Below are 22,455 nucleotides of genomic sequence, written 5' to 3' on the forward strand. Positions count from 1 at the left end.
CGATGTCGACGAAGCAATCAGTCGACGGCGCGTCCGGTCCGCCCCGGACCAGCGAGTTCATCGAGGCCCGGCGGGCCGACGCGTCGCCGTTCGAGGAGACGCTGTGGGACGCGCTCGACGGCATCCCGGACCCGCACATCCCGGTCAGCCTGGTCGAGATGGCGATGGTCTACGACGTGACCGCCGAGGACGGCCACGTCGACGTGGAGATGTCGTTCCCCTGCATGGGCTGTCCGGCCTACGACATGATCAAAAACGACGTGCGGAGCTGTCTCCGCGTGATCGACGGCGTCGACGACGTCGACGTGGAAGTCGTCTGGGACCCGGTCTGGTCGAAGGACATGCTCACCGAGGAAGTGCGTGAGAAGATGCACGAATCGGGGATCGGCCTATGACGGGGGAGACGAAGTACGAGGTGTTCGCCCGGCGCAACGAGGGCGACGACACCCTCCACCTGGGCAACGTCAGGGCGAAAAGCGACCGGCTCGCAAAGATGTACGCACACAACACGTACGACGAGGAGGACTGGGACTACCTCGCGGTCGTCCGGGCGGACGACCTGCTGGAGGTCGAACCGCAGGCGATGCGCCACGGGGTGAGCGCCGATGAGTGACTGGCCCGACGCGGCGGTCGACTACGTGCAGGCGATAGCCGACACGAAGCTCGTCATCGGCCACCGGTGTGCCCAGTGGAGCCTCGCCGGGCCGTCGCTGGAGGACGACATCGGCGGCTCCAGCGCGGCCCAGGAGGAGGTCGGCCACGTCCGCCAGCTGTTCCGGAAGCTGGAGGACCAGGGCCGGGACGGCGACTGGCTGCGGGGTGCGCGCGAGCCCGAGGAGTTCAACAACGCCTCCGCGCTCGACCGCATCGACGGCGAGTGGGCAGACTTCGTGGCGACGATAGCGCCCGCGGACCGCGCGGCGTGGTACCTGCTCGACGCCATCGACAGCGACGGGATGGACGGCATGATCACGAAGATCGGCGAGGACGAGTACTTCCACCTGGAGTACCACGACGCCCGGCTGGAGACGCTGGCCGCCGAGCAGCCCGACGAACTGCAGGCCACGCTGGAGGAGACGATCCCGGCCGCGCTCGCGTTCATCGGCCCCGAGTCGTACGACGACGAGTCGGACCCGCTGGTCGAGAGCGGCTTCACGAGCGTCTCCGCGGCCGATGTCCGGGAGCGGTTCGCCGACCACTACCGCGACCTGTTCGCCGACACGGACGTGTCGCTGTCGGGCGTCGACTGGGACGCCCCCGACGCCGACGAGTGGGACGAGACCCGCCGGCGCGTCGGGTCGGGCGGCGTCGACGAGGAGGACCTCGTCCAGATCCGCGGCGAGCGAAACGCCATGTTCGCACGATGATGGCCGACGTGGAAACCCCTTACGTCGAGTGCCCGCACTGTGGCTCCGGGGACGTCGAGCAGGAGTCGAAGTTCGGCAGCGAGATCTCGAAGTCGCAGTACTACTGCAACGGCTGCAACACCGTCTTCGAGCGGATCAAGTACGACGGGAAACAGCCCGACGAGTAGCGCGGACCGCAGGACTTCGATCCGTTCGAGAGCCGCTATCGCGGCCGATCAGCGCCGGATATCACGAATTTTCGTGATGAGAAATTACTTATACCGGGCCGTCAATTGACACCCTGTATGCAATCGTTTAGCGAGCTCGACCTGGAGTATTTCCAGACCGACCTGGAGGACCACATCGGAACCATCCGCCTGGACCGGCCGCCGGCGAACGCGCACAACATCGACGTGTTGCTCGAACTGCAACGCGCCGTCGAGACGGTCCGGTTCGACGAGGACGTCCGCGCGGCGCTGTTTGGCAGCGCCAACGAGAAGTTCTTCTCGACCGGGTTCGACATCCAGGCGCTCCAGAGCGAGTCCGGGAAACAGGTCGGCTACGCGAGCCAGACGAGCAAGGAGATCATCATGAAGATGCGGACGACCGACACCATCTTCATCGCGATGGTCAACGGGCACTGCATGGGCGGCGGCCTGGAGCTCGCGCTCGCCTGTGACTTCCGCTACGCCGGCAACGACGACGACTACAACGTCGGCATGCCGGAGATCCACCTCGGCCTCATCGCCGGCGAGGCCGGGACCCAGCTGCTCCCGCGCTACATCGACCGCTCGACGGCGCTCAAGATGATGATCACCGGCGAGACGATCACGCCGGAGGAGGCCGAGGAGCGGGGCATCTTCGACGAGGTCCACCCACCGGACGAGGTCGAGGACGCCGCCCGCGACTTCGCCGAGCAGATCGCCCACAAGTCCCACATGGCCGTCGGCCACAACAAGCTGGCCGTCAACGAGGGGCTGGAGATGCCGCTGTGGGACGCGCTGTCCCACGAGCGCGAACTCCAGAACCGCCTGCTTGGCTCCGATGTCGCAAAGGAGGGCGTCGACGCCTTCCTCGGCGACCACGACCCGGACTTCCTCGGCGTCGAACTCGGCGACAAGGAACCGGGAGCGCCCGACGAGGAGTAGGACCGCGGGGACGGGTTACAGCCCGAGCGCCTCGCCCGCGACCGTAGTCTTCTGTATCTCCGTCGTCCCGCCGATGATGCTCAGGATCTTCGCGTCCCGGTAGTACCGCTCCAGCGGCAGGTCCGTCCGGTAGCCCTTCCCGCCGTGGACCTGCATCGCGTTCCGCGTGACGAACTCGGCGGCCTCGCTGGCGACGTACTTCGCCTTGCTCGACTGGCGCGTGCTCGCCTCCCCGTCAGCGATGGCCTTCGCGGAGTCGTACACGAGGTGGCGCGCGCCGTCGAGCCGGGCGTCCATGTCCGCGACGAGCACCTGCACCGCCTGGTACTCGCCGACGGCCTGCCCGCCCTGCTCGCGGTCGCCCGCGTAGTCTATCGCCGCGTCGAACGCCGCCCGGGAGATCCCGGTGCCGATGGCGCCGAGGCCGGTCCGGGCCATGTCGATCGTGCCCATGGCGATGCGGAAGCCGTGCCCGACCTCGCCAAGCACCGCCGACTCGTCGACGCGCACGTCCGACAGCGTCGAGTCGCCGGTGACGTGGCCGCGCATCCCCATGTACTCCTTGCGGTCGAACTCGAACCCGTCGGCGTCGTCGACGCCCGGGACGAGGAAGACGCTGACGCCGTGGCCCTCCTCGGGCGCGGGGCGCTTGCGCGCGACGACGAGGTGGAGGTCCGCGACGCCGGCGTTCGTCCCGAACGACTTCTCGCCGGAGAGCAGGTAGCCGTCGTCATCGGCCTCGGCCACCGTCGACAGTTCGCTCGGGGAGCTACCGGCGTCCGGTTCCGTCAGGAGCATCGCGCCGACCGTCTCGCCGCGCGCCATCGGTTCGAGGTACCGCTCCTTCTGTGCCTCAGTGCCGAAGTTGGCGACTGGGAGCGCCGCGAACGTCTGGCCCTGGATCGTCTCCGCGACCGCGCCGGAGGCCTCGGCGATCCGCTCGACCGCGAGGCAGTACGAGAGGAAATCGGACCCCTCGCCGCCGTAGGCCTCCGGCAGGAGGATGCCGAGCAGGCCGCGCTCGCCCGCCTCCTCGATCACCTCCCGGGGGAACTCGTCGGTTCGCTCGATACGCTCGGCTGCCGGTTCGACGACCTCCTCGGCGAACGCCGCGGCCCGCTCCCGGACCTCGCGGTGTTCGTCGGCGAGGGCGCTCTCGATGAGGCTCATACACCCCTACACGCGCGGGGCGCTCCCATAAAGGTTCGCGCGGGTCGGCGCGAGCGACGGGCCGGGGCGCGCGCCCGTCGGCGTCGCCGCGACCGCTACTCCAGGCTGATGTTGACGTTTTTCGTCTGGGTGTACTCCCGGAGCGCCTCGGTCCCCTGCTCGCGGCCGAGGCCGCTCTGCTTGAAGCCGCCAAAGGGTGTCTGGGGCTGGGTCACCGGGTACTCGTTGACCGTCACCATGCCGTAGTCGAGGCGGTCGGCGACGGTGTGGGCGGTGGTCAGGTCCTCGGTCCAGATGCCGGCCATCAGGCCGTACGGCGAGTCGTTGGCGATCTGAATCGCCTCCTCGCAGTCCTCGAAGCTGATCACCGACAGCACCGGCCCGAATATCTCCTCCCGGGCGATGGTCATGTCGTTCGTCACGTCGGTGAACACCGTCGGCTCGACGAAGTAACCCCGCTCCTTGTCGTCGGGGACGCCGCCGCCGCAGGCGACGGTCGCGCCCTCGGCCTTCCCGGTCTCGATGTAGTCGAGCACCTCCTGTTGCTGGCTCTCGCTGACGGTCGGCCCCATCCGGCCGTCGTCGTCGATGCCGCTCCCGAGGGGCGTCGACTCGGCCTGTTCGACGACGCGCTCGACGACCTCGTCGTGGACCGATTCGTGGACGACGAGGCGGGAGCCGGCCCAGCACATCTGGCCGGCGTTCATGAAGATGCCGTAGTGACAGCCCATCGCGGCCTCGTCGAGGTCGGCGTCCGGGAACACCACGTTCGGCCCCTTCCCGCCGAGTTCGAGCGTGACGCCGGTGACGTTCTGCGAGGCGCGCTCCATCACGCCCTTGCCGACCCCGGTGCTCCCGGTGAAGGCGACGTGTTCGACCTCCGGGTGCTCCGCGAGGTGGTTCCCCGCGACGCTCCCGCGGCCGGGGACGACGTTGAGGACGCCGTCGGGGAAGCCGGCCTCGTCGGCGGCGACGGCGTAGTACAGCGCCGAGAGCGGCGTCGTGCTGGAGGGCTTCAGGACGGCGCTGTTTCCACAGGCCAGCGCGGGCGCGAGGCTCCGGCCGGCCAGCTGGAACGGGTAGTTCCACGGGATGATGTGTCCCGTGACGCCGACCGGCTCGCGGACGGTGTAGTTGAGGCGGTCGCCGGGGACGGGCACCTGGTCGCCCTGCACCTTGTCGGTCCACCCGGCGTAGTAGCGGAACGTGTCGATCACCATGTCCACGTCGATGGACGCCTCGAACGGCGTCTTCCCGTTGTCGTGGGACTCGACGGCGATGATCTCGTCCTTCCGGTCCTCGATGGCGTCGGCGAAGGCGTGCAGTTTCGCCCCCCGCTCCCGCGGGTCGAGCGACCGCCACTCGGCGTCGCGGGCGACCGCCGCGTCGGCGGCCGCCACCGCGCGGTCGACGTCGGCCTCGGCGGCCTCCGCCACCTCGGCGTACGGCTCCTCGGTCGCTGGGTCCTCCGTCACGAACGTCTCGCCGCTCTCGGCAGTCGTCCACTCGCCGTCGATATACAGGTCTGTCGGGCCGGTGTAGCTCATACGGCCTGGACTTCAGCCCCGCCGGTGAAAAGTGTAGGGGCGGCGGAACCCCCCGCGTTCGCCGCCGCGGGCCACCTATACACTTTTGGTCCGCGCACGGATACTCGGACCCATGCGAGACGCATACGTAGTCGGGGCCGGACAGTCGGCGTTCGGATCGTTCCCGGAGGAGACGTACCTCACGCTGTTCGACGACGCGTTCGACGCGGCGCTGGACAGCGTCGACGGCGACCTCGGGCCCGACACGATAGACGAGGCGTACCTCGGCACGCTCGGCGTCGGCGGCCGCCAGATCGGCCTCAGCGGGCCGGCGGTGACCGAACACGTCGGCCTCCACGGCGTGCCGACGACCCGGGTCGAGAACGCCTGCGCCGCCAGCGGCTACGCGTTCCGGCAGGCCGTCACGGCGGTCAGGTCCGGCATGGTCGACGTGGCGCTGGCGGGGGGCTACGAGGTGATGACCGACGCGAGTTCCGACCACACGCGCTGGTGGCTCGGCGTCTCCGGCGAGACGGAGTGGGAGCGCACCAGCGGCACGACGTTCGCCGGGGTGTACGCCCAGATGGCGAGCGCGCACATGGACGAGTACGGCACCACCGTCGAGGACCTGAGCCGCGTCGCCGTGAAGAACCACGGCAACGGCGCGCGGAACCCGAAGGCCCACCTGGGCTTCGAGTGCTCGCTCGACGACGCCGTCTCGGCCCCCGCGGTCGCGGACCCGCTCAACCTGTACCACTGCTGTCCGACGACCGACGGCGCGAGCGCCGTCCTGGTGACGAGCGAGGACGTTGCGCGCGAGGCGACCGACACGCCGATCCGCGTGGCCGGCGCGGGCGCGTCCAGCGGGCGCGTCGGCCTGTTCCAGCGCGACTCGCTGACGAGCGTCCCGGCGAGCGTCCGGGCCGGCGAGGACGCCTACGAGGAGGCGGGGATCGGCCCCGACGACCTGGACTTCGCGGAGGTCCACGACTGCTTCGCCATCGCCGAGTTGCTCGCCTACGAGGACCTGGGCTTCTGCGAGCGCGGCGAGGCCGGGCGGTTGCTCCGCGAGGGCGTCGTCGACCCCGACGGCGAGTTGCCGACGAACACGAGCGGCGGCCTCAAGTCGAAGGGCCACCCCATCGGCGCGACGGGGACGGGCCAGATCGTCGAGGCGTTCAAACAGCTCCGCGGCGAGGCCTACGTGCAGGTCGACGACCCGCGGTACGGGCTGACCCACAACGTCGGCGGCAGCGGCGGCGGTGTGACGGTACACGTCCTCGAACGGGAGGAGGCAGCATGAGGGGGATCGCCGCCGCCGGAGCGTACGTCCCCCGGTTCCGGCTGTCGACCGACGAACTCGCCGACGCGTGGGGGACGAGCCACGCCAGCGGGATCGAGCGCAAGGCCGTCCCCGCCGCCGACGAGGACGCGCTGACGATGGCGGTTTCCGCGGCCGAGCGCGCGCTCTCGGACGCCGATGTCGACCGCGACGAGGTGACGCTGGCCGCCGCCGCCACGACCACGCCGCCGCTGGAGGAGGGCGAGTTCGTTCCGCGCCTCGTCCGGGCGCTTGACCTCCCCCAGAGCGTTGCGACGGCGACGGAGACGGGCCACACCGCCGCGGGCGCGGCGGCGCTCTCGCGGGCGCTGGACGCCGACGGCCCGGCGCTCGTCGTCGCCGCGGACTGCCCGGAGGGCGAACCCGCGGACGCCGACCACCCGCTCGGCGCGGGCGCGGCGGCGTTCGTCGTCTCCGACGACGCCGCGGCCGCAGTCGGCGACGTCGCGTGGCACACCGACGAGACGCCCGGCGTGCGCTTCCGCGAGCGCGGCGACGGCGACGTCGGGGGGCTGGACATCACGACCTACCAACGCGACGCCGTCCGCGGCGCGGTCACCGAGGCCGTCTCGTCGCTGTCGGTCGACCCCGAGGAGGCCGACGCCGCGGCGGTGCACCAGCCCGACGGCCGGTTCCCGTACCGCGCGGCCGGCGACCTCCCGCTGTCGAACGAGGCCGTCGCCGCTGGTACCGTCGTCGACCGCGTGGGCGACGCTGGCGCGGCGACCGTCCCGCTCGGCCTGCTCGCGGCGCTGGACGGCGCGGACGACGGGGAGACGACCGTCGCGGCCGCGTTCGGCGGCGGCACCGCGGCGGCGCTGGCCGTCGAGGGCGGCCTGTCGGTCGCCGGGGTCGCCGACCTCGACGGCGGCACCGACATCGACTACGCGTCGTACCTCCGGGAACGGGGCTACGTCGTCTCCGGCGAGGTGTCGGGCGGCGGCGCGCACGTCAGCCTGCCGAACTGGCGGCGCTCGCTCGACCAGCGCTACCGCCTCGTCGCGGGGCAGTGCCCCGAGTGCGGCGGCGTCACGTTCCCGCCCGAGGGGGCCTGCCAGTCCTGTCACGCCCGCGTCGAGTTCGAGCCGTTCGAGGCGTCGCGGACGGGGACGGTCCGCGCGCTGACGGTCATCGGCCAGGGCGGCGCGCCGCCGGAGTTCGCGGAGTTACAGCAGCGCGACGGCGCGTACGCCGTCGCCATCGTGGCGCTTGAAAGCAAGGAGGGGACCGTGACGCTCCCGGCGCAGATTACCGATGCGGACCCCGAAAACGTCGCCGTCGGCGACGAGGTGGCGGCGACGGTGCGGCGCATCTACGAGCAGGAGGGCGTGCCGCGCTACGGCGTCAAGTTCGAACCGACCGAGTAATCGTCAGGGAGCGCCCGGTACGCGACCGGGTCCTCGGCGCACGGTTCAACTGCCCTGAGGGCGTCCAGCCGTCGGAGGTGAGCCGACGCCTCACCCGCGCCGAACTTGGCGTGGATGCCGTTCATCTCGCCGAACAGGTCCTGAGCGACGGCCCACGGCGTCGCGCCGCCGTCCGCGGGAAGCGCGTCGAGCACCCGGCGCGCCCGCTCGCGGTGGTGTTCCCGGACGTTCTCGGCCGCCTCGCGGACGTTCATCGTCGTCCCGTGGCCCGGTTCGCCGCGCTCGTGGGCGGCCGCGACGCGGTCGACCGAGGCGAGGTAGTCCGCCAGCGGGTCGTCGGTGCGGGTGTCGCTTCCCCCGACGTTCGGCGTGTAGGTGGGGAGCAGCAGGTCCCCGAGCAGGAGCCGACCGTCGTAGAGGAACGAAGCGTGGCCGGCGGTGTGGCCGGGCGTGTGGACCAGTTCGACGCCGGCGACCGAGTCGCCGTCCGACAGCGCGCGGACGTCGTACTCGTCCGGGACGGGCGAGGGGCGGTCGCGCTCGACCAGCCGCGTCCGCACGGCCTCGGGGACGCCCCACCGGCGGAGCGCGGCGGCGTCGCGGTCCAGCCGACGCTCGCGCTCGGCGGCGTAGTCGCCGACCAGCGGCGCGTCCGCGGCGTGCATGGCGAGCGTCGCGTCCGCCGCCCCCGCGAGGCGCGCGGCGAGCCCCGAGTGGTCCGCGTGCCAGTGGGTCACCAGCACGTGCTCGACGTCGCCGAGCGCGAGGCCGGCGTCGTCGATGCCCCCGCGGAGCGCCGTCCAGGCGTCCTCGCCGGGCGGACCGGGGTCGACGACGACGCCCGCGTCCGGCAGGACGTACGCACTGTTGACGCCCTCCGGCGTGCCCGCGCCCACCGCGACCCGGCACACGTCGGTCACTCGTCGCCCTCCCCCAGCAGCGCCCAGCGGTCCAACGCCGACTCCCGGACGTTCTCCGGGAACGACGACTCGAAGGTGACGCGGGGGGCGATGTAGTCCTCGTCCCACCGCGGGTCCCAGATGGCGCTGATGTACAGCCGCGACCCCGTCTCGCCGTCACGGCGGTAGACGGGCGCGGTCGCGGCCGGCGCGTTCGGGTCGCTGAACACCCAGTCGTTCCCGGGGTGGGCCTTCACCCACATGTCGTCCAGCGCCCGGGCCAGGTCCGTCGGCCGGGCGTACTCGTCCAGCACGAGCACCTTGTCGAAGAAGTCGGAGAACGAGAACAGGGCGTTGGCGAGTTGCCAGTCGAAGCCCGCGTACAGTATCTCGCTCGACACGAGACAGAGCCCGAGCCGGCTCTCGACGGGCAGTTGGACCCACGACACCGGCGAGACGCCCCAGTACCCGTTCACCCGCCGGTACAGGGTCGCGGCCTCGACCAGGCTCGCCAGGTGCACGTCGTCGGCCAGCGGCGCGCCCAGCGGGACGAACGGGACGGTCGGGTCCTCGCGCAGCCGGATCCGGTCTGCGTCGACGGCGACCGTCGCGGTTTCCGTGGCCCGCTCCCAGGTCGCCGAGGGGCCGCCCACCGCGTCGTCCGTCGGGCGGGCGACGCCGTCGATCCGTACCTCGGCGGCCGCGGGGACGACGCGGCCGTCCGTCCGGGCTAACGGCACGTCGGCCAGCCCCGCAGCGCGCTCGGGCACGGCCGGGGCCGTGGTGTCCTGTGTCCACCCCTGGAGCGCGGCGATCAGCGTCGCGGCCGAGACGCCGAGCGAGATGCTCGCGGTCCGCTCGCCGTCGCACCAGTCGAGGAAGGGCCGCGGGACGGTGACGCGGAGCAGCGACCCGCGGTGGACCGTCCCGCGGACGGGAGCCCACGACGTCTCCCCGTCGCGCTCGACGGCCATCACGCCCTGCGTCACGGACTGCCGGCCCTCGTCGTCGACCGAGGGGAGGCCGAGCGCGTACAAGTCGTCGCCGGCCTCTTCCTCCGCCGCGGGGTCGACGAACATCGCCCGGTCGAGCGGCGTCGTCTCCCACCGGGCGAGCGCGTCGAGCAGGTCGACGTAGCTCACCGACCGGTCCATCCCCAGGCCGGCGGCGATGCGCCGCCACGGCCGGTGGCTCCGGCTCGATATCTGGTCCGGGCCGGCGTACACGCCGCTCGCGTACGCGACCGACCCCGATGTCTCGGCGAAGCGAAGCGCCGCGCAGTTGTTCCGGAGCGCCTCGCTGGCGACGACTGCCGCCTCGGTGTCCCAGTGGACGCGCTCGTCGACGGCCAGCAGGTCGTCGGCCGCCCGCAGGCCGTCGACGTGTTCCGCAAACGTCGTCACGTGTCGGCCCCCGTCGGGTCGAACCCGGTCAGACGGTCGGGGTCGGCCCCCGCCTCCTTGAGCAGCGTGCGCGCCCAGTACCGCGTGTCGGGGTCGGCCGTCTCGCCCGCCGTGGCGGCCGCTTGCGCGTCGTCGTCGTCCGACCGCGTCGCGTCGATGTACGCCTTCGCGGTCTTGGCCTTCGAGGTGCCCGTCTGGGCGTCGCCCTTCTCGCTCGGCGTCTGGTAGATGTTCAGGGGCACCTTCGGCATCGACTCGACGCCGAACTGGTGGAAGTCCTCGTCGGGGTCGGCATGCAGCGCGAGCGCCTCCAGCACCGCGCGCTGGTCGAGCGGGTCGACGTCGCCGTCGACGAACACGAAGAAGTCGACGTGGAGCATCCCCCACGTCGTGAAGATGAAGTTCGCGAGTTCGTGGAGGTCGCCCGGCGCCGTGGCGTCCGTCGAGACGACGTACACCGTCCGCGGCGTCGACTGCCACGGGACGCAGCGGTCGACGTCGAACCCGCCAGCACGCAGGCCGAGCGTCGCGTCCGGGCCGACACAGCCGATCTCCATCGAACTCGTGGAGTTCTCGGTGTACCCCACGCCGGACCCCTCGACGCAGAAGGGGATGATCGGGCGCTCGCGGTGGGTGATCGCCGTCACCTGGAGCGCCGGCATCGAGCGCCGTGGGCCGTGCATGTAGCCGAAGTAGTCGCCGAACGGCCCCTCGTCCCGCCGGACGTTCGGGACGATTTCGCCCTCGATCACCAGTTCCGCGCTCGCGGGGACCCGGAGGTCGTTCGTCTCGCAGGGGACGAGTTCGACCGGGCCGCCCTTCAGGCCGCCCGCGAACTCCACCTCGCTGCGCCCGGTGGGGATCCACATCACGGAGCTGTACTGCACGGCGGGTTCGGCCCCGACGACGATGGCGACCGGCATCGGCTCGTCGCGGCGCTCATACTTGTAGTAGTAGAGGTTCGGCGTCTGCTCGCCCGCCAGCAGCAGGACGCTCGCCGTCTCGCTGTCGTGGACCATCGCGCGGTGGTAGGAGTAGTCGACCCAGTCCGAGTCGAGGTCGGGCGTCACCAGCGTGTGCAGGTTCGAGTAGCGCCCGCCGTCGCCGGCGTGGATGTACGGCCACGGGTAGTCCAGCAGGTTCACGTCCTCGCCGGTTTCGACGACGTCCTTGCAGGGGGCGTCCGACCGCGACACGGTGACCGGGTCGCGCTGGTCTTTCAGGCGCGCTATCGTCTCGTCGTAGAACTCCCGGCGCGACGTGTCCGGCGGGACGTCCATCCCGACCGCGATCCGGTCCCACGGGCGGCGCTGGGAGCCGCGGTACGGGTCGCCGACGAGCCGCGCGCCCTCGACGGATTCGAACAGCGGGATCCGGTCGTCGTTTTCGTTGGCGAGCATCGTGAGCGCGCTCGCCTCCAGGTTCCACGAGACCGGGTCCTCGACCCGGACGAGCCCGTCGCGGGCCTCCAGCCGCTGGAGGTACTCGCGGAGGCTGTCGACCGTCATGCGTCGTCGCTCCCGCCGGTCAGCTCGCGCTGTTCGCGTTTGACCTTCAGCTCGACGTACTCGTTGACCAGTTCCGGGTGGCGCTCCGAGAGGTGCTCGTACAGTATCTTCCGGCTCGCCTCGGAGACGGAGCCGTACTGGCCGGTCTCCACGAGGTAGCGCAGGAGTGCCTTCACCTCCTCCGAGCGTGTGTTGATGACGTTGGGCCCGTCCGCCGTCGCGTCCATCACCCGCTCCAGGGTCCCCCGGTCGACGCTCCCGGCGTCGATCTCCGTCTCCAGCACCTCGATGTACCACTGCTCCTCGGTGTTCTCGTGTGGCCCCTTGACGACGGTGAGCGGGGCGGGGTCGTCGAGTTCGTCGGCGTCGCGACTGACCCTGGCCCGGGTGCTGAAGATCTCCTTGGTCTCCTTGTCGGTCACCTGGATACTTATCTCGTCGCGCTCGGGGTCCGGGGGGAGGTTGGTTTCGGACGTGACGTATTCGTCGGACATACCCAGTGGTACGTGTTTCCATGTTACCCGAATAAAGTCTTATCGTGTGAGCGGCCAGTTCGACCCGGAAGCAGGACGGGGATCGGGGGGCGACGCGCGTCGCCAGTCGGCGGAACGCGGCCGCGCCGTCAGGGCCGCACCGTCGGGTCCGAGCTGACGACGTCCCACTCCGAGGGCTCGATCACGTTGCCGTCGAACGCGTCGTGTTCGGGGTAGGCGGTGAACACGAGGAACTCGGCCCTGTCGTCGAGGTACTCCACCAGCGTCGAGAGGTTCCCCTCGGTGAGGCCGCCGAGCTGGTCGAGCAGCATGATGGGCACGTTCTGGGCCACCTCGAACGCCTCGTGGCCGGCCAGCGCGGCGACGATGCCGAGCAGTTCGAGTTCGCCCTCCGACAGCGCGTCGACGCTGGCCTCGCGGCCGTCGCGGGCGACGACCAGGTCGAAGTTGCTGGTCAGCCGCGCCGTCTCGAAGCTGGTGTCGAACCGCGCGAGCAGGTCGTCGATCGCGTCGTCGAACGCCTCGCGGGTCCGGCGTTTCAGCTCCGCCTTCCGGTTGCGCAGCGCCGCGATCTCCTCCCCGAGGTCGTCGTGTTCCGCCTCCAGCGTGTCCCGGCGGTCGGCCAGGCCCTCGATCTCCGAGAGCTCCTCGCGCTTCTCCTCGAGTTCGGCCTCCGCCCGCTTGATCTCGCTTTTGATCTCGGTGAGGTCGTCGCTGTGCTCCGCGACCGCCGCCTCGAGGTCGTCGATGCGGTCGTCGAGCTCCGCCTTCCGCTCCCGGGCCGAATCGAGGCTCTCGGCCCGGTCCCCGCGCTTCGCCTCAAGGTCGTCGACGCGGCGCTCCAGGTCGTCGCGGCGCTTCCTGGCCTCCCGGATCTCCTCGCGGCGGCTCTCCAGTTCCGCGACGCGGTCGTCGTACTCCGCGCGCTCGGCTTTGAGCTCCGAGATCCGGTCGCTGAGCTCGTCGAGGCGGTCGCGGACCGTCCCCTCGTCGGTCGACTCGCCGCAGAGCCAGCAGTCGACCTCGTCGCCCATGATCCCCCGGTCCAGGTCGGTGAGCAGCTCCACGCGCCCCTCCTCCAGCACGCGGCGGTTGGCCGAGTACACCGACTGGAGCAGGTCGACGTCGGTCCGGATCGACTCCCGGCGGTCCCGGACCTCGGCGAGTTCGGCGCTCACGTCCTCGTCGGGGACCGTCAGGGCCTCGTACTCCTCGCGGACCTCCGCCAGCTTATCGTCGATGCGCTCGACGGCGTCGGACAGCCGGTCGACGCGCTGTTCGGTCTGGCTCCGTTCGGCGCGCAGGCGGCTCAGCTCCTCGCGGTCGTCGTTCTCGGCCGTCGCGTCCGGTTCGGCGAGGTCGGCGCGTTCGGCCTCCAGCTCCTCGAGTTCGTCGGTCAGCCGCGTCACGTCCTCCTGGACGCCCGGCAGGCGTCGCGCCGCGTCGCGGGCCTCCTCCAGTTCTGCCTCGACGCTCGACCGCTCGGCTTTCAGGTCGGCGATCCGCTCCTCGATGTTCTCGAAGTCGAGCGGGCGCGTCAGCAGTTCCTCCAGGTTCTCGCCGCGGCGGACGGCGTCGCGGACGGCGTTGTCCTCGTCGAGGAAGGCGTACAGGTCGGCCCGGATGCGGTCGTACTCGTCGTCGAGAAACACCTCCCCCTCGCTCACGACGGTGCCGTTCCGCCGCGTCAGTTCGACGGCGTACGACCCGTCGGGCGCGTCGAGTTGAACCCGGCCGGCGTCGGCCCCCTCAGTGAGCGGCGTTCTGGTGCCCATCGCCGTCTCGATGGCCTGGAGGAAGCTCGATTTTCCCTGCCAGTTCGCGGCGCGCACGACGTTGTTCCCCGGGTGTATCGTCGCGTGCCCCTCGCGAATGCCGGCGATGTTCTCCGCAGTGAGGTTCCACGTCATAGCGGATGTTCTCGCCGACCGCGTTAAGGTTTACTACTCGCGGGAGAGAAATTTCCGTCGAGCGGTTTACAGCGGCGGTGTGACAAGGTTTTTGCGTCCGAGGCGGCACGGTTCGAACGACGACCGATGACGTCGGCTGATCCCGCATGAGCTGCAAGATCGATTCGGCGACCCGCGAGTACGACCTCGACGTGCCGCAGGCGGCGTACGACGGCGTCGACGACTACCTCCTGCAGCGCTGGACCGGCGCCGACGGCCGGGCCGCGGAGGGGTACCGCTCGCTGACGGAGTGGTTCAACAAGCGCCTGCTCAAGCGGGTGTACGACGAGCACAACCGCGAGGCGACGGGCGTCAGGCTCGACAGCGAGTACGAGGCGCTGCGCTCCGACGACGACCTCACCCGCCGCGAACTGGCGGACGACCTCCGCGCCGCGGGCATCGACGCGGAGGAGTTGACGTCTGCCATGATCTCCTGGAGCACGATGCGCCACCACCTCAAGGACTGCCTCGACGGGTCGAAAGCGCCCGCGGAGGCCAGTTCCGACTGGGAACTGGAGAGCGTCCGCATCGCCGCCGAGCGGACCGAGGAGAAGGCCGACGAGGCGCTGCGGTCGCTCGTCTCGAAAGGGGAAATCGCCGACGGCGACGCCGCGGAGGTTTCCGTCGACGTCCAGCTAACCTGCCCCGTCTGTCACGTCCGGACGCCGCTGACCGAGGCCGCGGAGCGGGGGTACGTCTGCCGTGAACACGCCGACGCCACGCCGAGCGACCGGGCCGGGACCGACGACTAACCGAAGTCCGGCCGCCGGCCCTCGAGGAACGCCTCGACGCCCTCCTCGTGGGCGTCGGTGTCGTACGCGAGCGTCTGGAAGTGCGCCTCGCGGCGGAGCCCGTCGTCGACCGGCTCGCCCAGGTTCTCGTGGATCGCCTCCTTGGCCAGCGCGATGTTCTCGGTCGGCCGAGCCGCGAGCGTCTCCAGCAGGTCCCCGACGGCGTCGTCCAGTTCGTCGGCCGGCACCGCCTCGTTGACCAGATCCATCTCGGCCGCGGTGGCGGCGTCGATCAGGTCGCCGGTGAACGCCAGTTCCTTCGCCGTCCGGAGGCCGACGAGCCGCGGGAGCGTCACGGTGCCGCCCAGGTCGGGGACGAGGCCGACGTTGATGAACGACGCCCCCAGCCGGGCGTCGTCCGCGGCGACGGCGAAGTCCGCGGCCGCGACGAGCGAGAGGCCCGCGCCGACGGCGTCGCCGTTCACCCTCGCCACGACCGGCACCGGCGCGGAGAGCACCCGCTCGGCCACGCGGCCCAGCGTCTCGCGGACGCGCTCGTACGCCTCGCGGGCGGTCTCGTCGCGCTCGGCCATCGCCTGAATGTCCCCGCCGGCGCTGAACGCGTCCCCTTCTCCGGTGACGACGACAGCGTCCAGTTCGCCCGGGTCGAGGTCCGCGAGGGCGTCGGCCAGGTCGCGGGCGACGGCCGCGGTGAAGGCGTTGCTCGCGTCGGGCCGGTCGAAGGTGATGCGTCTGACCCCGTCCGCGTCGGTGACGTGCATGCCCGTACCTGCGGAAGGCGGATACTTATATGGTCGCCCCCGGGCGGCCGAAGCAAGGTAGATAGCGGAAACAGTCACTAAAGGAGATTAAATTCGAATTATATACTTCTCCGGGATTTAGATTGGAAACGGTCACTACATCGCGAAATTGATCGGAGGCTAGCTGAACGGAATAGTGGAATCAGATCCGGGCTGTATCCCGTTATTTCGAATCAGTTCGGTGTTTCACGGATCACGAGTACATCTCGCCGGATCCGTCCATGCCATCATCTCACCGATCAGCCGAGGTAGGCCCATCTATTATCTGAATTCATATATAAACTGATTCTCTACTGGTAGCTAATATATCCGTCGAGACCCCGTGTCCCTGTCCAGAAGAGCGGAGGCGGGGAGAGTGCTCGACGCCCCGATGCCGGAGCGGTCGACCGTCAGATCCCGAGCACATCGCGCGCCTGCGACGGCGTCGCGACGTCGCGGCCGAGTTCCTCGGCGATGCGGACAACCCGAGAGACCAACTGAGCGTTGCTCTCCGCCAGTTCGCCTTTCCGGTAGTAGACGTTGTCCTCCAGGCCGACACGGACGTGCCCGCCAAGCAGGATCCCGAGCGTCGCGAACGGCAACTGGTGGGGGCCGAATCCGAGGACGTTGAACCGCGCGCCGTCGGGGAGGTTGTCGACGGCGTTCAGCAGGTTGCGCGGCCGCGGCCGGGTGAGCGTCCCGCCGCCGAAGATGAGCGTCGCGTAGACGGGGTCCGCGAGGTCGCGGCGCTCCAGCAGGCCGTGGACCTCGTTCATGTGGCCGTCGTTGAACACCTCCAGTTCGGGCTTTATCCCCCGGTCGCGCATCTCGGCGTGGAGCGAGTCGACCAGCCCGCGCGTGTTCTCGCTCGTCAGGTGGTCGTAGCGGTTCAGCGGGCCCATGTCCAGCGACGCCATCTCCGGCGGCGGATCCGTCCGCAGCGGGAGGTGTCGGTCGGCGTCCGGCGCACCGGTGCCGCCGGTCGAATGCTGGATCACCACGTCGTCGGCGTGGCGTCGCACGGCGTCGTCGATCTCCTGAAATCGCTCGGTGGCGAACGAGCGCTCGCCGTTCGGCCGCCGGGCGTGCAGGTGGACGACCGACGCGCCGGCGTCCTCCGCCGCGGCCGCCGCGCGGCCGATCTCCTCGGGCGTCTCCGGCAGGTTCGGGTTGGCCTCCTTCCCGTGGACGCCGCCGGTGAGCGCCGCGGTGACGACGAGCGGTTCGCCGCCGAGGAAGTCGTCGTAGGTCACTGCGCGTCACCGTCCCCGTCGTCGCCGCCCTCGTGCTCCCGGTAAATCTCGCAGTGGGCCGCGTGGTCGAGGTCGTAGCGGTCGTTGCAGACATCCGCGCGCATCGGCTGGACGAACCGGTCGACGGCGGTGCAGTACGCCCGCTCCGCGTCGAACTGGCGGTCGCCCGAGCCGCGGCGATACTCCAGGTACGGGCAGGTCATGCGTATCGGTCGGCCCGGACCGAGTTAACGTTTGTCGGGGAACCCGCCGCTTTAGTACCGACGCGGCGAACGACGGGCCATGGTACGTCACCGCGGCCTCTCGCTGGACTGGTTCGGCTACGCGACTGCCCGGATAGCCGGCGACGACGGCGTCGTCTACACCGACCCAGGCCGGTACGGCACGCTGACCGGGGAGTGGGCCGAGCGCTACGGCGGCGCGGACCACCCGAGCGGCGGGCCGTACGACGCGGGGGACGGCGACGTGGTGCTCGTGACCCACGACCACCACTACGACGACGACGGGGTCGAGCGCGTGGCGAGCGACGACGCGACGCTCGTCGTGTACGAGGCCGTGTCGGCCGACGCCATCGGGGCAAGCGGCGGCCGGGACGTGCGCGAACCGGAGGCGCTTCCCTACGACGTGGTCCGGGTCGGCTACGGCGACGAGGTGAACGTCGGCGGCGTCGACGTGCGCGTCACGCCGGCGTACAACCGCCCCGACGGCCCGAACGCGAGCGGCGGGGAACCGCTCCACCCGGAGGGCTTTGGCTGCGGGTTCGTCGCGGCCGTCGACGGCGTCCGCTGCTTCTGGCCCGGCGACTCCGACGCGCTGGACGAGCACCGGGACATCGACGCCGACGTGTTCATGCCCTCCATATCGCGGAGTTTCACGATGGACCGCCACGACGCGGCGGATCTGGCCGAGCGGATCGACCCCGGACTCGTGCTCCCGATCCACTACAACACGTTCCCGGATCTGCGGGCCGACTCAGGCGCGTTCACCGCCGACGTGGCGAAGCGGGGCGTACCCGTGGCGCTCGCCGAACGCGACTTCTGAGTCGGCGGGCCGGCCGCGCCCCGAACCTATTTGCGCGGGGTCGGGGAACGTCGAACATGCCGACCCGAGTCACCGTGTGGAACGAGCACCGACACGAGCGCGATCACGAGGCGGTCGCGGAGCTGTACCCGGACGGGATCCACGGCGCGATAGCCGACGCGCTGACCGAGGCGACTGACGACGTGGAGCGGCCGGCGGTCGAGGTGCGGACCGCGACGCTCGACGAACCGGAACACGGCCTCACCGAGGACGTGCTGGCGTCGACGGACGTGCTCACCTGGTGGGGTCACGCCGCCCACGACGAGGTCGCTGACGACGTCGTCGAGCGCGTCCGCGAGCGCGTGCTCGACGGGATGGGCCTGGTCGCGCTCCACTCCGCGCACTACTCGAAGATATTCAAGGCGCTCATGGGCACTTCCTGCTCGCTCAAGTGGCGCGAGGCCGCCGAGACCGAGCGGCTGTGGGTCGTCGAGCCCGGTCACCCGATCGCCGCGGGCGTCGACGAGTGCGTCGAGGTGCCCGAGGCGGAGATGTACGGGGAGCGCTTCGACGTTCCCCAACCCGACGCGCTGGTGTTTACCTCCTGGTTCGAGGGCGGCGAGGTGTTCCGCTCGGGCTGCTGTTACCGCCGGGGCAGCGGCCGGGTGTTCTACTTCCGGCCGGGCCACGAGACGTACCCCGTCTACCACCAGCCGGAAGTGCGGCGGATCCTCCGGAACGCCGTCGCGTGGGCCGCGCCCGGTGAGAGGGGAAGCGTCTCGTTCGGCAACGCCGAGCCGAGAGAAGAGATAGACGAGAGCGACGACCGCAGCGTTCACTGACGCGGAGCGTCTCGGCGTGCGGGGCGTCACGATGTGCGAGGCGTCACGGCGTACGGGGCGTCACGGCGTGGGGGTGGCCCGGATGCCGCGTTCCCGCGTCGCGGTCACAGGTTCCGTTCCAGATACCGGGTTATCCGACTCACCCGCGCGTCGTCGAACGTCCACTCGCCGAGCCACTCGTTCTGACGGACCTGATACGCGACGAGGGCGGCGGAGTCGGCGCTGTCATCGGGGGCGTCGTACACGACGAACCAGCTGTTCCGGAACTCGTCGCCGTAGCCCGCGTGGATCGTGCCGTCGAACGTCTCCGGCGGGATCCAGTCGGGTATCCCGTATACGTGGACGTCGACGTCCGTGTCCGCGAGTCGGTGGTAGACGTTCCGCGTCCCCCGCTCGTCCTCGATGCGCGAGAGCCGCTGGAACGACGATCGGAGGCGGCCGCCGTCGGTGTCGTAGGCCGACTGCTCGATGAACCGGGAGAGCAGGATGAGCGGGAGCTTCTCGGTGTCCGATTCGGGGAACCCGCGCAGCCTGAACGGGGTGTTCTCCAGCCACGATATTACGTCCGGCACCTCGATCTCGCCCAGCGACCGCGCGCCGGTGACGTACAGGTCCGAGTTGACGAACAGGATCGTGTCCTCCAGTTCGCTCAGCGCCGAACTGGCGACGACCTCGCCCCCGCGCAGGAGGATCACCGCGTTCTCGTCGCAGTCCACTATCTCCTCGTCGCTGACGGCGACAGGCTGGCCGTCGAACAGCGACTCGACCATCTCCTGAACGGGTTGGGGACGCGTTCGGTTGACGACCGCGAGCGACCACTCCTCCGGCGGGTCGTCGTCGATGAAGTCGGTGAGGTGGTCGTGCATCCCCTGATCGGGATCAATTACTCGTTCAGCACTGATAAATCCGCGTTCCGCGACGAACGCGGCCGGGCGCTGGGCGCGCTTGCCAACGCTTACGGCGCTGGCACCCCTTCCGGAACGCATGACAGAACCCGAAGCGGACGCCGCGACCACGGTCCGCGTGACCGTCGGCAGCCGCGGCGGCGGCGACGTGGCGCGGGCGGCGAGGGAGGCCGCGCCCGACGGCGTCGCCGTGCGGACGGTCGGGCCGACGGGGCTGACGTGGCAGGAACCGATCCTCGCGGCGACGCGGGACGGCCGAACCGCCGCCTACGGCCGGGTGACGCCCTCGGGCGCGAAGGGGCTGGTCGACGCCCTCGCGGACGGCCTGCTGGAACCGCCCGCGTTCGCCCTCGCGGACGCTCCAGCCGATGAACGCTCGTTCCCGACTCCCGACGACGGGCCGCTCGGCGTCGGCGAGCGACGCGTGCTCGACGCCTGTGGCTGGGTCGACCCCACCGACGGGTCGCCGGTCGGGACCACGGACCCGGCCGAACTGGAAGCGGTCGCCCGGCGGTCGGGGTTTCGAGGCCGCGGACAGGCCGATGACGGCGACGGCCCCGTAGCGGCGGTCTGGGACGCCGTCCGCGAGGCGGAGGGTAATCCGGCGGAAGGTGATTCCGCGGACGATGATCCGGCGGAGGGTAACCCGGTCGTGGTCGTCGACGGAACCGGCGGCGACCCGGACGCCGACGCGGACCGGTTGCTGCTCGAATCCGACCCGGCCGCGGTCGTCGACGCCGCGGTGGCCGTCGCGGACCTCGTCGACGCGTCCGAAGTGGTGGTCGCGGTGGACGAGGAAAATCGTCTCGCACGCGAGCGTGTCGAAGCCGTCGCCGCCGACGCTCCGGGCAGTGCCGCGGCGGTGACGGTGCGCGGGGCGGAGGCGGCCCCGGCGTACGACGACCGACCTGCCGTGGTCCACACCCCGCGGACGCTGGCGGGGGTCCGCGCGCTCGCCGGCGACGCCTCCCCGGGCGACGACGCGGCCGATTCCGCGGACGGCGCGGCCGACTGGCCCGGTGCCGACCACGACCCCGGCACCCGGCTGGTGACGGTGTGTGGCGACGCCGACCGGGCGACCGTCGAACTCCCGACCGACGCGTCCCTATCCGCCGCTCTCGAAGCGGTTGAGGATCCCGGGTTCCAGTTCGCGTGCGTGGGCGGCCGCCTCGGCGGCCTGACCCGCTCGCTCGACGTTGCCGCGGACGCCGACGCGTTGGTGGCGGCCGGGTTAGGCACGAACGGCGTGGTCGAACTGTTCGACGAGACCCGGTGCCCGGTGGCGGCCGCCGGCAAGCGCATCCGCTACGCACGGGAACACGGGTGCGGCCGGTGCGAGGGCTGTCGGGAGACGGTCCCGGAACTCCACGAACGGCTCCGAGCGGTGTACGCCGGGGAGTTCGACCCAACGGAGTTGCGGCGAATCTGTAGCGAACTCGGGGACGGGGACTGCGCGGTGGCGGCCGCCGCCGCTCGCCCCGTCCGAACGGCGGTGGACGGGTTCGAGGCTGCGTTCCGAAGCCACGCCGACGGGGAGTGCCCGACCGGAGAGTGTAACTGAGAAGTGTGAATATCCGGTGTTACTGAGTAGTTATACTCTCTAGTGTAACCGTGTTGGGTCGGAGCGGTATCTGGAGCCTCCGCGTCGAACGGGTAACCGGCGATCTTACTCGAACGTAATCGATTCCGAGCCGGGGTCGACGGAGACGCGTGCCCCCATCGGGAGCGGCGAGACGGGGTTCGTGTGGCCCCAGTCCAGGCCGAGAACCACCGGCGCGTCGGGGTTGTACCGTCCCACCTCGTCCACGATGGCGTCGTACAGGCGCTCCCGGTAGGCCTCGCGTTCCTCCCTGGGTGGCTCCTCCAGGTAGCTCCGGCCCGGCGGCCGGCCGACCAGAACCGCCGCGAAGCGTTCGAGCAGGCCGCGCTCGCCCATGCTCATCAGCGTGCCGCGGACCTCCACCTCGCTCGGGAGCGTCTCGGCGGTTTCGACGGCGAGGACGGCCCCGTCGAGTTCGTCGGCGTCGGGGACGTATCGGTCCGCCGCGAGGTTCCACTTCAGGATCGCCTGGCTCCCGCCCCACAGCCGGCCCGTGACCGACTCCGTCCCGCCGGCCCAGCGCCAGCCGGGGTTCGGCTCGTACGCCGGCGGCGACCCCATCTCCGACGGGTTCGTCCACCAGGTGGTGGGCTCGTCCGTCCACTCCGACGAGGGCTCCAGTTCGCCGATGGAGTCCTCGAAGAACGCGCGCCGGCAGTACCGCTCGGTGTACTCGGGGAGTTCGCCGGGGACGGCCAGTTCGTTCATCAGTTGCGCGCCGTTGTACGACACCACGCCTGCGTTCCAGAACGCGAGCGAGAGGTTCGTGTTGTCGCTCATGCCGTAGAACCGGGTCGGATGTTCGGCCAGCACCTCGGTGTCGACGTGCCGGAGGACCCGCAACTGGTCCGCGCCGCCGATGGTGGCGACGATGCCAGCGATTTCGGGATCGCGGACCGCCGCGTGGAGGTCCGCGGCGCGGGCCCGCGGGTTGGCGGCCAGAAACTCGTCGCCCTGCCGCGCCGTGGGATACACGACCGGCTCCAGGTCGAACGTCGTTCGGAGCCGGTCGAGTCCGAGTTCGAACACGTGCGGGGCCGTCCGCGCGCCGCCGCTGGAGGGCGCGAGCACTGCGACGCGGTCCCCCGGCGACAGCGCCGGCGGGTTCACGAAGTCGTTCGCCATGGTGTCGCCATCACCCGACCGTCACAA

23 protein-coding genes are annotated in these 22,455 nt (G+C 70.7%); 11 read left to right on the top strand and 12 right to left on the bottom strand.

The window, feature by feature from the left end:
* The first annotated feature begins 2 nt into the window (after positions 1 to 2).
* The 5 genes from EYW40_RS13985 to EYW40_RS14000 all read left to right on the top strand — a co-directional run bounded on the left by EYW40_RS13985 (position 3) and on the right by EYW40_RS14000 (position 2,494).
* Positions 3 to 395, top strand: coding sequence for a metal-sulfur cluster assembly factor (locus EYW40_RS13985; protein ID WP_135822271.1), 393 nt, complete (start codon positions 3 to 5; stop codon positions 393 to 395).
* The gene (locus EYW40_RS13990; RefSeq protein ID WP_135822272.1) at positions 392 to 613 is read left to right on the top strand and encodes a phenylacetic acid degradation PaaB family protein; all 222 of its coding nucleotides are present in this window, start codon (positions 392 to 394) and stop codon (positions 611 to 613) included. Before EYW40_RS13985 ends, EYW40_RS13990 begins: the two co-directional genes overlap by 4 nt.
* Entirely contained in the window at positions 606 to 1,367 is a 762-nt protein-coding gene (locus EYW40_RS13995; RefSeq protein WP_135822273.1) for a Phenylacetic acid catabolic protein, read from the top strand. The genes EYW40_RS13990 and EYW40_RS13995 overlap by 8 nt, the downstream gene beginning before the upstream one ends.
* Positions 1,367 to 1,534 carry a PaaD-like zinc ribbon domain-containing protein gene (locus EYW40_RS20035; RefSeq protein WP_202614559.1) on the top strand — a complete coding sequence of 56 codons (168 nt, stop codon included), beginning with the start codon at positions 1,367 to 1,369 and terminating at the stop codon, positions 1,532 to 1,534. The genes EYW40_RS13995 and EYW40_RS20035 overlap by 1 nt, the downstream gene beginning before the upstream one ends.
* A gap of 117 nt (positions 1,535 to 1,651) precedes the next feature.
* On the top strand, positions 1,652 to 2,494 hold the full coding sequence (locus tag EYW40_RS14000; protein WP_135822274.1) for an enoyl-CoA hydratase/isomerase family protein: 843 nt from the start codon (positions 1,652 to 1,654) through the stop codon (positions 2,492 to 2,494).
* A 15-nt stretch (positions 2,495 to 2,509) separates the two neighbouring features.
* On the opposite strand, the gene EYW40_RS14005 is transcribed toward EYW40_RS14000, so the two are convergent.
* Together EYW40_RS14005 and EYW40_RS14010 are read right to left on the bottom strand one after the other, a co-directional pair.
* Positions 2,510 to 3,664 carry an acyl-CoA dehydrogenase family protein gene (locus EYW40_RS14005; protein ID WP_135822275.1) on the bottom strand — a complete coding sequence of 385 codons (1,155 nt, stop codon included), beginning with the start codon at positions 3,662 to 3,664 and terminating at the stop codon, positions 2,510 to 2,512.
* Between the two features lie 95 nt (positions 3,665 to 3,759).
* Complete coding sequence (locus EYW40_RS14010; RefSeq protein ID WP_135822276.1) at positions 3,760 to 5,211, bottom strand: aldehyde dehydrogenase family protein; 1,452 nt, start codon at positions 5,209 to 5,211, stop codon at positions 3,760 to 3,762.
* 112 nt (positions 5,212 to 5,323) lie between these two features.
* Between EYW40_RS14010 and EYW40_RS14015 the strand changes: the two genes are divergently transcribed.
* Positions 5,324 to 6,493, top strand: a complete 1,170-nt coding sequence (locus EYW40_RS14015) for a thiolase domain-containing protein (RefSeq protein ID WP_135822277.1) — start codon at positions 5,324 to 5,326, stop codon at positions 6,491 to 6,493.
* Entirely contained in the window at positions 6,490 to 7,899 is a 1,410-nt protein-coding gene (locus tag EYW40_RS14020) for a zinc ribbon domain-containing protein (protein ID WP_135822278.1), read from the top strand. The genes EYW40_RS14015 and EYW40_RS14020 overlap by 4 nt, the downstream gene beginning before the upstream one ends.
* Here EYW40_RS14020 and EYW40_RS14025 read toward each other — a convergent pair.
* From EYW40_RS14025 to EYW40_RS14045, 5 genes are all read right to left on the bottom strand, one after another.
* Positions 7,869 to 8,819, bottom strand: a complete 951-nt coding sequence (locus tag EYW40_RS14025) for an MBL fold metallo-hydrolase (RefSeq protein ID WP_135822279.1) — start codon at positions 8,817 to 8,819, stop codon at positions 7,869 to 7,871. The genes EYW40_RS14020 and EYW40_RS14025 overlap by 31 nt on opposite strands.
* Positions 8,816 to 10,201, bottom strand: coding sequence for a UbiD family decarboxylase (locus EYW40_RS14030; protein ID WP_135822280.1), 1,386 nt, complete (start codon positions 10,199 to 10,201; stop codon positions 8,816 to 8,818). Before EYW40_RS14030 ends, EYW40_RS14025 begins: the two co-directional genes overlap by 4 nt.
* Positions 10,198 to 11,709: a UbiD family decarboxylase gene (locus tag EYW40_RS14035; RefSeq protein WP_135822281.1), complete on the bottom strand. Its 1,512-nt coding sequence runs from the start codon at positions 11,707 to 11,709 to the stop codon at positions 10,198 to 10,200. The genes EYW40_RS14030 and EYW40_RS14035 overlap by 4 nt, the downstream gene beginning before the upstream one ends.
* Positions 11,706 to 12,203 (bottom strand): hypothetical protein, encoded by a 498-nt coding sequence (locus EYW40_RS14040; RefSeq protein ID WP_135822282.1) that lies wholly within the window; start codon positions 12,201 to 12,203, stop codon positions 11,706 to 11,708. Before EYW40_RS14040 ends, EYW40_RS14035 begins: the two co-directional genes overlap by 4 nt.
* A gap of 128 nt (positions 12,204 to 12,331) precedes the next feature.
* Positions 12,332 to 14,113: an archaea-specific SMC-related protein gene (locus EYW40_RS14045; RefSeq protein WP_135822283.1), complete on the bottom strand. Its 1,782-nt coding sequence runs from the start codon at positions 14,111 to 14,113 to the stop codon at positions 12,332 to 12,334.
* A gap of 146 nt (positions 14,114 to 14,259) precedes the next feature.
* Here EYW40_RS14045 and rdfA point away from each other — a divergent pair, with 146 nt between their 5' ends.
* Entirely contained in the window at positions 14,260 to 14,904 is a 645-nt protein-coding gene (gene rdfA / locus EYW40_RS14050) for a rod-determining factor RdfA (protein WP_135822284.1), read from the top strand.
* Here the strand turns inward: rdfA and EYW40_RS14055 are convergent.
* The 3 genes from EYW40_RS14055 to EYW40_RS14065 form a co-directional block, all read right to left on the bottom strand.
* Positions 14,901 to 15,665 carry an enoyl-CoA hydratase/isomerase family protein gene (locus EYW40_RS14055; protein ID WP_135822285.1) on the bottom strand — a complete coding sequence of 255 codons (765 nt, stop codon included), beginning with the start codon at positions 15,663 to 15,665 and terminating at the stop codon, positions 14,901 to 14,903. The genes rdfA and EYW40_RS14055 overlap by 4 nt on opposite strands.
* 428 nt (positions 15,666 to 16,093) lie before the next feature.
* Positions 16,094 to 16,936 carry a beta-keto acid cleavage family enzyme gene (locus EYW40_RS14060; protein WP_135822286.1) on the bottom strand — a complete coding sequence of 281 codons (843 nt, stop codon included), beginning with the start codon at positions 16,934 to 16,936 and terminating at the stop codon, positions 16,094 to 16,096.
* Positions 16,933 to 17,139 carry a hypothetical protein gene (locus tag EYW40_RS14065; RefSeq protein WP_135822287.1) on the bottom strand — a complete coding sequence of 69 codons (207 nt, stop codon included), beginning with the start codon at positions 17,137 to 17,139 and terminating at the stop codon, positions 16,933 to 16,935. The genes EYW40_RS14060 and EYW40_RS14065 overlap by 4 nt, the downstream gene beginning before the upstream one ends.
* 79 nt (positions 17,140 to 17,218) lie before the next feature.
* On the opposite strand from EYW40_RS14065, the gene EYW40_RS14070 reads away from it, so the two are divergent.
* Entirely contained in the window at positions 17,219 to 17,977 is a 759-nt protein-coding gene (locus EYW40_RS14070) for an MBL fold metallo-hydrolase (protein ID WP_135822288.1), read from the top strand.
* Between the two features lie 56 nt (positions 17,978 to 18,033).
* Positions 18,034 to 18,798, top strand: a complete 765-nt coding sequence (locus EYW40_RS14075) for a ThuA domain-containing protein (protein WP_135822289.1) — start codon at positions 18,034 to 18,036, stop codon at positions 18,796 to 18,798.
* Between the two features lie 104 nt (positions 18,799 to 18,902).
* Here the strand turns inward: EYW40_RS14075 and EYW40_RS14080 are convergent, their stop codons facing one another.
* A complete protein-coding gene (locus EYW40_RS14080) occupies positions 18,903 to 19,664 on the bottom strand; it encodes a DICT sensory domain-containing protein (protein WP_135822290.1) in 762 nt (253 codons plus the stop codon).
* Between the two features lie 118 nt (positions 19,665 to 19,782).
* On the opposite strand from EYW40_RS14080, the gene EYW40_RS14085 reads away from it, so the two are divergent.
* Positions 19,783 to 21,264: an NADH-ubiquinone oxidoreductase-F iron-sulfur binding region domain-containing protein gene (locus EYW40_RS14085; protein ID WP_135822291.1), complete on the top strand. Its 1,482-nt coding sequence runs from the start codon at positions 19,783 to 19,785 to the stop codon at positions 21,262 to 21,264.
* 105 nt (positions 21,265 to 21,369) lie between these two features.
* On the opposite strand, the gene EYW40_RS14090 is transcribed toward EYW40_RS14085, so the two are convergent.
* Positions 21,370 to 22,428, bottom strand: coding sequence for a S66 family peptidase (locus EYW40_RS14090; RefSeq protein WP_135822292.1), 1,059 nt, complete (start codon positions 22,426 to 22,428; stop codon positions 21,370 to 21,372).
* Between the last annotated feature and the right edge of the window lie 27 nt (positions 22,429 to 22,455).

Origin of the sequence: Halostella litorea (assembly GCF_004785955.1) — an archaeon.
Classification (GTDB): domain Archaea; phylum Halobacteriota; class Halobacteria; order Halobacteriales; family Natronoarchaeaceae; genus Halostella; species Halostella litorea.

Excerpts from the sequence above, each read along its gene's own strand:
- EYW40_RS13985 (WP_135822271.1), top strand. The coding sequence starts at position 3 with ATGTCGACGAAGCAATCAGTCGACGGCGCGTCCGGTCCGCCCCGGACC.
- EYW40_RS13990 (WP_135822272.1), top strand. The coding sequence starts at position 392 with ATGACGGGGGAGACGAAGTACGAGGTGTTCGCCCGGCGCAACGAGGGC.
- EYW40_RS13995 (WP_135822273.1), top strand. The coding sequence starts at position 606 with ATGAGTGACTGGCCCGACGCGGCGGTCGACTACGTGCAGGCGATAGCC.
- EYW40_RS20035 (WP_202614559.1), top strand. The coding sequence starts at position 1,367 with ATGGCCGACGTGGAAACCCCTTACGTCGAGTGCCCGCACTGTGGCTCC.
- EYW40_RS14000 (WP_135822274.1), top strand. The coding sequence starts at position 1,652 with ATGCAATCGTTTAGCGAGCTCGACCTGGAGTATTTCCAGACCGACCTG.
- EYW40_RS14005 (WP_135822275.1), bottom strand. The coding sequence starts at position 3,664 with ATGAGCCTCATCGAGAGCGCCCTCGCCGACGAACACCGCGAGGTCCGG.
- EYW40_RS14010 (WP_135822276.1), bottom strand. The coding sequence starts at position 5,211 with ATGAGCTACACCGGCCCGACAGACCTGTATATCGACGGCGAGTGGACG.
- EYW40_RS14015 (WP_135822277.1), top strand. The coding sequence starts at position 5,324 with ATGCGAGACGCATACGTAGTCGGGGCCGGACAGTCGGCGTTCGGATCG.
- EYW40_RS14020 (WP_135822278.1), top strand. The coding sequence starts at position 6,490 with ATGAGGGGGATCGCCGCCGCCGGAGCGTACGTCCCCCGGTTCCGGCTG.
- EYW40_RS14035 (WP_135822281.1), bottom strand. The coding sequence starts at position 11,709 with ATGACGGTCGACAGCCTCCGCGAGTACCTCCAGCGGCTGGAGGCCCGC.
- EYW40_RS14040 (WP_135822282.1), bottom strand. The coding sequence starts at position 12,203 with ATGTCCGACGAATACGTCACGTCCGAAACCAACCTCCCCCCGGACCCC.
- EYW40_RS14045 (WP_135822283.1), bottom strand. The coding sequence starts at position 14,113 with ATGACGTGGAACCTCACTGCGGAGAACATCGCCGGCATTCGCGAGGGG.
- rdfA (WP_135822284.1), top strand. The coding sequence starts at position 14,260 with ATGAGCTGCAAGATCGATTCGGCGACCCGCGAGTACGACCTCGACGTG.
- EYW40_RS14055 (WP_135822285.1), bottom strand. The coding sequence starts at position 15,665 with ATGCACGTCACCGACGCGGACGGGGTCAGACGCATCACCTTCGACCGG.
- EYW40_RS14065 (WP_135822287.1), bottom strand. The coding sequence starts at position 17,139 with ATGACCTGCCCGTACCTGGAGTATCGCCGCGGCTCGGGCGACCGCCAG.
- EYW40_RS14070 (WP_135822288.1), top strand. The coding sequence starts at position 17,219 with ATGGTACGTCACCGCGGCCTCTCGCTGGACTGGTTCGGCTACGCGACT.
- EYW40_RS14075 (WP_135822289.1), top strand. The coding sequence starts at position 18,034 with ATGCCGACCCGAGTCACCGTGTGGAACGAGCACCGACACGAGCGCGAT.
- EYW40_RS14080 (WP_135822290.1), bottom strand. The coding sequence starts at position 19,664 with ATGCACGACCACCTCACCGACTTCATCGACGACGACCCGCCGGAGGAG.
- EYW40_RS14085 (WP_135822291.1), top strand. The coding sequence starts at position 19,783 with ATGACAGAACCCGAAGCGGACGCCGCGACCACGGTCCGCGTGACCGTC.
- EYW40_RS14090 (WP_135822292.1), bottom strand. The coding sequence starts at position 22,428 with ATGGCGAACGACTTCGTGAACCCGCCGGCGCTGTCGCCGGGGGACCGC.